The organism is Nocardia farcinica (assembly GCF_029867845.1).
Classification (GTDB): domain Bacteria; phylum Actinomycetota; class Actinomycetes; order Mycobacteriales; family Mycobacteriaceae; genus Nocardia; species Nocardia farcinica_A.
Genome location: NZ_JARWRU010001092.1, coordinates 1 through 8,155 on the forward strand (window position 1 = coordinate 1; position 8,155 = coordinate 8,155).

Below are 8,155 nucleotides of genomic sequence, written 5' to 3' on the forward strand. Positions count from 1 at the left end.
GGACCATACTGCTTGTGTGAATTCGGGCAGTGGCGACCGCGACGGTCGCGTGGACGAGGGCTCGGCCGCCGTGCGGCCGGCCGGCTCGGCCGCGCCCGAAACCCCGGCCGGTTTCACCGAAGCCGTCGCCGGATTCCTCGATGCCCGCGCCATGATCGGCTGCCGTCATCGCCTGCGCATGGACGCCGCGCACGGGCGCGAACTGCGCGACGTGGTCGAGGATTCCGGGGTGCGGCAGCGCCGTGAGGCCGCCGCCGCGCACCGCGCCTCGGTGCGCGACACCCTGATCGCCGCGGCCCCCGACGCCTGGGTCGTCATCGATCCCGAGCTGCGGGCGGGCGCCCGCGCCGAGGCCACCGTGCGCGCGTGCGAGGCGGGGGCGCAATGGATCTGGGGCGCGTTGCTGCCGCAGGAGCCCGACACCGGCAGGCGCGGCGGCTCGGAGATCCTGATGCGCGACACCGATCGCGGCGGATACATCCCGATCATCGTGGTCAACCACAAGGTCACCGATCCGCGCAGGCCGGGTCCCGCCGACTTCCACCCGCTGACCTCGGAGCTGTCGCGCTGGAATCCGCAGCCGGACAAGTCGCGCAAGCTTCGCCAGCAGCCGCGCGACCAGCAGCGCCTCGCGCACCTGTACCGGATGCTGCAACGGCACGGCCTGGCCAGCCCGAGCCTGCTCGGCGGGGTGATCGGCCTGCAGGCCGTTCGGATCCTGGTGCACGACATCGCCGGGGTGCTCGACGACTACGACCGCCGCTACGCCGATCGCATCGCGGTGGTGCGCGGCCAGTCGCCCACCACCCCCGCCAAGGTGCCCGAGTGCAGGCAATGCCCCTGGTGGACAAGGGGAGCCGAGGGCGCGAGCTGCGAGCAGTGGCTGACCGAGCGTCACCACGTGAGCCTGGTCGCGCCCGGCTCGCGCGCGGAGGTGCTGCGCGGCCACGGCGTCACCACCATCGAAGAGCTGGCCGCCTGGACGGGGGAGGCCCCGCAGGACTGGCAGCACGGCCCCTTCGACGAGGCCGTGGTCACCGCCCGGGCCTGGCTGGCGGGCGCCCCGCTGGTGCGCCGCTTCGAGACGGTGCGGGTGCAGCGCGCCGACGTGGAGGTCGACGTCGACCTGGAGAGCTACCAGGAGCACGGCGCCTACCTGTGGGGCACGCTGCTCGACGGCCGGTACCGTCCGTTCCTCACCTGGGACCCGCTGCCCACCACCGACGAGGGCCGCTCCTTCGGCGAGTTCTGGACCTGGCTGATGTCGGTGCGGGCCGCCGCTCGCGCGGCGGGCAAGACCTTCGCCGCCTACTGCTACTCGCGCACCGCCGAGGACAAGTGGCTCTACGAGTCGGCCGAGCGGTTCGCCGGCATGCCGGGCGTGCCCACCGTCGAGCAGGTGCGCGAGTTCGTCGACGGACCGGAGTGGGTGGACATGTTCCAGGCCGTCACCGAGCAGTTCATCTGCCCCAACGGCAAGGGCCTGAAGAAGGTGGCCCCGGTGGCGGGGTTCTCCTGGCGCGACCCGGAGGCGGGCGGCGAGGCGTCGATGAGCTGGTACCGGCTTGCGGTCGGCTACGACGGCCCGCCCGACCTCGGCCAGCGCACCCGCCTGCTCGAGTACAACGAGGACGACGTGCGCGCCACGCTGGCGTTGCGGGAGTGGATGTCGCCCCGGCAGCCCACCGCGCACAGCGCCGTCGAGCAGGTGCCCTCGCTGGCCGACTTCGCGCTCGACCCGCGGGCGACCCCCGCGCGAACTCCCGCGCCGGTCACCGCCTCCGGCGGCGGTACCCTGTCGACGTGACAGAGCACGTCGAACAACTCGAGTTCCAGGCAGAAACCCATCAGCTGCTCGAGCTGATGATCCATTCCGTCTACTCCAACAAGGACACGTTCCTTCGCGAGCTGATCTCGAACGCGTCCGATGCCCTGGACAAACTGCGGCTTGCCTCCTTCCAGGACAAGGATCTGCAGGTCGACACCTCCGACCTGCACATCGAGCTGGAAGTCGACAAGGACAACCGCGTGCTGACCGTCCGGGACAACGGCATCGGCATGTCCCGCGCGGAGGTCGTCGACCTGATCGGCACCCTGGCCAAGTCCGGCACCGCGCAGGTGCGCAAGCAGCTGGCCGAGGCGAAGACCGAGGCCGCCGCCGAGGCCCTGATCGGCCAGTTCGGCATCGGCTTCTACTCCACCTTCATGGTGGCCGACAAGGTCGTGCTGACCACCCGCAAGGCGGGCGAGACCACCGCCACCCGCTGGGAGGCCACGGCGGGCAGCTCCACCTACACCATCGAAGACCTCGACGAGGCCCCGCAGGGCACCGCGGTGACGCTGCACCTCAAGCCCGCCGACGTGGAGGACCACCTCTACGACTACACCCAGGAGTGGAAGCTCCGCGAGATCGTCAAGAAGTACTCCGACTTCATCGCCTGGCCGGTCCGCATGCAGGTCGAGCGGACCGTCACCGAGGGTGAGGGCGAGGAGAAGACGGAGAAGACCGTCGTCGAGGAGCAGACCCTCAACTCCCAGAAGGCGCTGTGGACGCGCCCGCGCTCGGAGGTCTCCGACGAGGAGTACAAGGAGTTCTACAAGCACGTCAGCCACGCCTGGGACGAGCCGCTGGAGATCATCCCGCTCAAGGCCGAGGGCACCTTCGAGTACCAGGCGCTGCTGTTCCTGCCCTCGCAGGCGCCCTTCGACCTGTTCACCCGCGAGCACAAGCGCGGCGTGCAGCTCTACGTCAAGCGGGTGTTCATCATGGACAACTGCGAAGAGCTCATGCCGGAGTACCTGCGCTTCGTCAAGGGCGTCGTCGACGCTCAGGATCTGTCGCTGAACGTCTCGCGCGAGATCCTGCAGCAGGACCGCCAGATCCAGATGATCCGCAAGCGCCTGGTCAAGAAGGTGCTCTCGACGGTCAAGGACATGCAGGCCGCCGAGGACCAGGAGAAGTACCAGACCTTCTGGCGCGAGTTCGGCCGCGTCCTCAAGGAGGGCCTGCTCTCGGACTTCGACAACCGCGAGACGATCCTGCAGGTCAGCTCGTTCGCCTCGACCCACTCGGAGTCCGAGGCCACCACGCTGGCCCAGTACGTCGAGCGCATGCCCGAGGGCCAGGACGTCATCTACTACATGACCGGCGAGTCCAGGGAGCAGATCGAGCGCTCGCCGCACATGGAGGCCTTCCAGGCCAAGGGCCGCGAGGTGCTGATCCTGACCGACCCGGTCGACGAGATGTGGGTCGGCTCGGTGCCGGAGTTCGACGGCAAGCGCTTCCAGTCCATCGCCAAGGGCGAGGTCGACCTGGAGTCCGAGGAGGAGAAGAAGGCCTCCGAGGCGTTGCGCGAGCAGCAGGACAAGGAGTTCGCCGACCTGCTCGGCTGGCTGGGCAAGACGCTGGAGGACAACATCAAGGAGGTGCGCCTGACCAACCGGCTTACCACCTCGCCTGCCTGCCTGGTCGGCGACGTCTTCGACTTCACCCCGATGCTGGAGCGCATGTACCGGGCCTCGGGTCAGTCGCTGCCGGTGAGCAAGCGCATCCTCGAGCTCAATCCGACCCATCCGCTGGTCACCGGACTGCGCGAGGCCTACGACAAGCGCAAGGCCGAGGCCGACGAGGGCAAGGTGCCCGAACTCACAGAGACCGCCGAACTGCTGTACGGCACGGCGGTGCTGGCCGAGGGCGGCGAGCTGTCCGACCCGGCCCGGTTCGCGCAACTGCTCACCGACCGGCTCACCCGCACGGTCCAGCCGTAACGGCGAAATCCCCGGCCCCCTTCCGCTTTCGGCGCGGGAGGGGGCCTTTTTCGTGTCGGCGTGCCAGGTTTGCCGTGATCGCCCCGAAGTTGCGTAAGGGTAGCCGAACTCTCCACGGTGGTCTCCCAAAATTGCTGTGCGCATTGGTTTTTCGAGTTCGGAGCGCTGGTCGTTGCGGTTTGCTCGAGGTAATCTCGAAAGCCCGGGCAGACTTCGAGCCCGAGCAGGGGAGTGAGCAGCAGGGGAGTGAGCACCGGCCATGACCGCCACCATCGCGCTGAGCATCGGCATCGTCTTTCTGGCCGAGCTCGGCGACAAGTCCCAGCTGATGGCGCTGACCTTCGCGTTGCGCTATCGCTGGTGGGTGGTGCTGTCCGCGATCGCCGCGGCCACCGCGGGCGTGCACGTCATCTCGGTCGCCGTCGGCTACTTCCTCGGCGCCTCCCTGCCCACCACCGCCATCGCCTTCGTGGCCGCCGCCACCTTCCTGCTCGTCGGCCTGTGGACCCTGCGCGAGCACCTCGACGGCCACGGCGATGAGGAGCTCTCCGCCCCTCGCGCCACCACCGCGCCGTTCCTGGTGGTCCTGTCCGCCGTGCTGCTCGCCGAACTCGGCGACCGCACCATGTTCGCCACCGCCGCGCTGGCCACCGACAACCACTGGCTCGGCGTCTGGCTCGGCTCCACCATCGGCATGGTCGCCGCCGACGGGCTGGCCATCGCAGTCGGCATCGCAGTCGGCAAGCACCTGCCCGAGCGGCTCATCGGCCTGGCTTCGGGCGCGTTGTTCCTGGTCATCGGCACGGCCACATTGCTATCGGCGCTTTCGGCCGCTCCGCTGGTCGCCGTCGGCGTCGTCGCGGCGGTGCTCGCGGTCACCGCTGTCGTCCTGGCGGTCCCGCTGCTGCGCCGCCGGGCGGCCGCCGACGTGATCGCCACCCATGCGGGAGCCACCACCGACGACGAAGAACTCCTCGCCGGGCGGCCGGATCGCCCGCTCGGCTGAACCGAGGTCCGGCGCACCAGCCGGATCGCTCGGATCCGGCTCACGAGCCGGGCAGGTCCTCCGGGCCGCCGTAGAGCGCCCCGCCCCGGCGCACCATCTCCACCAGCGGCTCGCGCAGCTTGCGCAGCCCGTCGATGTCGCCCGCGGAGATGCGCCCGGTGGCCATGGCGCTCACCGCCGCGGTGAACGCCGCGCACGCGAAGCGCTGCTCCTCGGTGCGCGCGTCGAGCACCTCGGCGATCAGGTTCACGAAGGAGACCTGCAACTGCGCCCGGGTGCTCAGCGCCTTCGAACCGACCGCGTACACCTCGACCAGGTAGAGCCGGGCGTAGGCCGGGTCCTCGATCAGGCCGTCCAGGTAGGCGGTGACCAGCCGGTCCATCCGCTCCAGGTCGGGGCCCTCCTCCGGCGCGCCGGGGCGCTTGTCGGCGGCCGCGGTGATGCGGGCGACCAGCCGTTCCACCGCGCGGGCGTACGCGGCCTGGAAACAGTCCTCCTTGGATCGGAACTGCTCGTAGAAGGTCTCCCTCGACACGCCTGCCCGCTTGAGCACCGCCGCCACCGAGGTGCCGACATATCCCTGCGCCGCCATCGCATCGGCCATGGCGTCGAGGATGCGGTCCCGCTGCGAGGCGATCACCTGCTCCCTGGGCAACCCGTGGCGTCCCCGGGGGAGCTGGCGCGTGTTGCCTGCCTTTCGCTGCATACTTCGATTTTCGCCGTTGTGTCCGAGGGTGCCGTGGGCGGGGGCTCGGGCGCCACGGGTTAGGGTCGATCGACGAAGGGCCAACTGGCTGTCACGAACGAGAGGACCATCGTGGAGATTTCGGGTTCCGCCGCCATCATCACCGGCGGTGCAAGCGGCCTCGGCGCCGCCACCGCCAAGCGTTTCGCCGAGCTGGGCGCCACCGTCTTCGGCCTGGATGTCCCCGCGTCGATCGAGCGCGCCGGTGACAATGTGCCCGCCGGTGTCACCCTGATCCCGGCCGACGTCACCAGCCACGACGAGGTCTCCGCCGCCGTCGCGCAGGTCGTCGACTCCGGCGCGCCGTTGCGCATCGTGGTCAACTGCGCCGGTGTCGGCTGGGCGGGCCGCATCCTGTCCAAGAACGGCCCGCACGACCTAGAGCTGTTCCGCACCGTCATCACGGTCAACCTGCTCGGCACCTTCAACGTCATGCGTCTGGCCGCCGACGCCATCGCCAAGACCGACCCGGTCGACGAGTACGGCCAGCGCGGCGTGGTCATCAACACCGCCTCCGTGGCGGCGTTCGAGGGCCAGATCGGCCAGATCGCCTACTCGGCCTCCAAGGGTGGCGTGCACGGCATGACCGTGCCCGCCGCGCGCGACCTGGCCCAGTTCGGCATCCGCGTGAACACCATCGCCCCCGGCATCATCGACACCCCGATGCTGGCCGGCGTCACCGAGGAGTACCGCAAGGGCCTCGAGGCGGGCGTCCCGTTCCCCTCGCGCCTCGGCCGCCCGGACGAGTACGCGCAGCTGTCGCAGTACATCGTCGAGCACGACTACCTCAACGGCGAGACCATCCGCATGGACGGCGCCCTGCGCATGGCGCCGCGCTAGGCCGGTATCCCGACACCGCGCAGCACCGCACGAGGGCCGTCGCCGGATCGACTCCGGCGGCGGCCCTCGTCGCGGGAGCGGACGGATCAGGGGCGCGGCCGGTGGCCGATGCCGATCAGCGCGGTGGCGGTCAGCGGGGCGTTCGGGCGGTAGTGCCGCTCGAGATGGGCGAGCATGGTGGCCTCGCAGTCGCGCCACCTCTGCTCACCGAGGTCGTGCCGCAGCAGGGTCATCGGCGCGCTGCCGACGAGCATGTGGTCGAGCAGATCCTCGGCGCTCGGCCACGACAGCGTCCTGGTGTGTCGCATGATGGCGACTCCGGCGAAGCCCGCCTCGCGCATCTCGCCCGCGAACACCTCGGGATTCTCCAGGCTGGAGTACACCGGCTGCGGCTCCTCGTCGATCGCGCCTGTCGCGCACAACGCCCCGTACATGGTGCGCATGAGCGTGGACTCGACCACCGGCGCCCAGCTGGACACCACCGCCACCCCGCCGGGACGCAGCACCCGGAACATCTCGGCGAAGCCGCGGCGACGGTCGGGGAAGAACATCAACCCGAACATCGAGAACGCGGCGTCGAAGTACCCGTCGGCGTAGGGCAGCCGCTGGCCGTCGCCCAGGTGGGTGCCGATGTTGGCGAGCCCGGCGGTCACGGCACGCTCGCGCAGCACCCGCAGCATCCGCTCGGAGAAGTCGACGGCGTGCACCTCGGCGGCCCGCGGCGCGGCCAGCAGGCTCAGCGCCCCCGGGCCCGAGGCCAGATCGAGCACGCGGTCGCCCGCGCGCACTTCGACGAGCTCGAGCGCCCGCTCCGCGAACCCGCTCATCAGCTCGCCGGAGTAGGCGGCATAGCCCTCGGCGGCCAGGTCCCAGGCGCGCGCCGACGACAACGGGATAGTGGACATGTCTGCCATCATCCTTCCGGCCGCGACGGACCCACCGGGCGGCCCCTCGCAAACTAATCGAGCGAGCGCGCGACCGGGTGGTGAAACGGCGGTCGGAGGGGTGGATTCGCCTCAGGCGGCCAGCAGCATGGCCAGCACCGCGGTGTCGGGATCGCTGATCGGGTCGAGCCCGACCCGGCTCACCAGCGATGTGACCGTGCCGTCGGATTCGGCCTCGGCCCAGGCGGCGCGATGCTCCAGCCCCAGATGCGGCACCCCGGGCAGCAGCACGCACCCCGAGGCGGCGCCGGTGCACTCCGGCAGCGACGGCCTGGTCTCCGACGGCGGATGCAGCATGAGCAGCGCCGGTGGGGTGCGGTCGGCGAAGCGGCCCGGTTCGATCGCCTCGTCGCCGAGGACGGGGCCCTCGGCCATGACGATGCCCACCGTGCCGGGTTCGGGATCCTCGGGCAGTTCCTCGCGCACGCCGAAGACCGTGGTGGTCGGCAGCAGACCGGGCAGCGAGGCGACACGCACCGCGAGCACGAGCACCTGTGCCCACTCCTTGGTGGTGTCGGGCCAGCGCCCCGAGATGAGGAAACCGCGCAGGCAGCCTCGGGCCTGGAAGGGGGTGATACCGATGGAGGTGTCGCCGTCATGTCTGTGCCTCCCGAAATCCGGCTACCGGGGGCGACGGTGCCCCTTCGCAAAGGGATCGAAATGTCTGGATTTCGAGAATGACTCAACTGTCATTTGGCACACAAGTACCAGAGAGTGCCAGCGCCGCGGCGGTGGGGTGGAAACCGGGCCGACGAAACAGCCGCGGGGTGCGACCCGGGAGGGGGGGGCCCCGGCCCGGGGTACGGGGGGGGGGGGCCCCAAGGGGCGGGCCGCCCCGCCAGAAAACCCCGC

General features: G+C 70.3%; 7 protein-coding genes. 4 read left to right on the top strand and 3 right to left on the bottom strand.

Annotated features, from left to right (window positions below):
- Positions 1 to 151: 151 nt before the first annotated feature.
- From QH283_RS24135 to QH283_RS24145, 3 genes are all read left to right on the top strand, one after another.
- On the top strand, positions 152 to 1,807 hold the full coding sequence (locus QH283_RS24135) for a TM0106 family RecB-like putative nuclease (RefSeq protein ID WP_280505231.1): 1,656 nt from the start codon (positions 152 to 154) through the stop codon (positions 1,805 to 1,807).
- Positions 1,804 to 3,768: a molecular chaperone HtpG gene (htpG, locus tag QH283_RS24140; RefSeq protein WP_280505226.1), complete on the top strand. Its 1,965-nt coding sequence runs from the start codon at positions 1,804 to 1,806 to the stop codon at positions 3,766 to 3,768. The genes QH283_RS24135 and htpG overlap by 4 nt, the downstream gene beginning before the upstream one ends.
- Before the next feature lie 259 nt (positions 3,769 to 4,027).
- Positions 4,028 to 4,774 carry a TMEM165/GDT1 family protein gene (locus QH283_RS24145; RefSeq protein ID WP_280505227.1) on the top strand — a complete coding sequence of 249 codons (747 nt, stop codon included), beginning with the start codon at positions 4,028 to 4,030 and terminating at the stop codon, positions 4,772 to 4,774.
- A 40-nt stretch (positions 4,775 to 4,814) separates the two neighbouring features.
- On the opposite strand, the gene QH283_RS24150 is transcribed toward QH283_RS24145, so the two are convergent.
- Positions 4,815 to 5,414: a TetR/AcrR family transcriptional regulator gene (locus tag QH283_RS24150; RefSeq protein ID WP_280505228.1), complete on the bottom strand. Its 600-nt coding sequence runs from the start codon at positions 5,412 to 5,414 to the stop codon at positions 4,815 to 4,817.
- 177 nt (positions 5,415 to 5,591) lie between these two features.
- On the opposite strand from QH283_RS24150, the gene QH283_RS24155 reads away from it, so the two are divergent.
- The gene (locus tag QH283_RS24155) at positions 5,592 to 6,359 is read left to right on the top strand and encodes an SDR family NAD(P)-dependent oxidoreductase (RefSeq protein WP_280505229.1); all 768 of its coding nucleotides are present in this window, start codon (positions 5,592 to 5,594) and stop codon (positions 6,357 to 6,359) included.
- A gap of 86 nt (positions 6,360 to 6,445) precedes the next feature.
- Here the strand turns inward: QH283_RS24155 and QH283_RS24160 are convergent, their stop codons facing one another.
- Positions 6,446 to 7,264, bottom strand: a complete 819-nt coding sequence (locus tag QH283_RS24160; RefSeq protein ID WP_280505230.1) for a class I SAM-dependent methyltransferase — start codon at positions 7,262 to 7,264, stop codon at positions 6,446 to 6,448.
- A 111-nt stretch (positions 7,265 to 7,375) separates the two neighbouring features.
- Positions 7,376 to 7,885, bottom strand: a complete 510-nt coding sequence (locus QH283_RS24165) for a peptidase (RefSeq protein WP_280505232.1) — start codon at positions 7,883 to 7,885, stop codon at positions 7,376 to 7,378.
- Positions 7,886 to 8,155 lie beyond the last annotated feature (270 nt).

What these genes read in the sequence shown, in the direction of transcription:
- QH283_RS24160 (WP_280505230.1), bottom strand. Translation starts at nt 7,264, where the DNA reads ATGTCCACTATCCCGTTGTCGTCGGCGCGCGCCTGGGACCTGGCCGCC.
- QH283_RS24135 (WP_280505231.1), top strand. Translation starts at nt 152, where the DNA reads ATGATCGGCTGCCGTCATCGCCTGCGCATGGACGCCGCGCACGGGCGC.
- QH283_RS24145 (WP_280505227.1), top strand. Translation starts at nt 4,028, where the DNA reads ATGACCGCCACCATCGCGCTGAGCATCGGCATCGTCTTTCTGGCCGAG.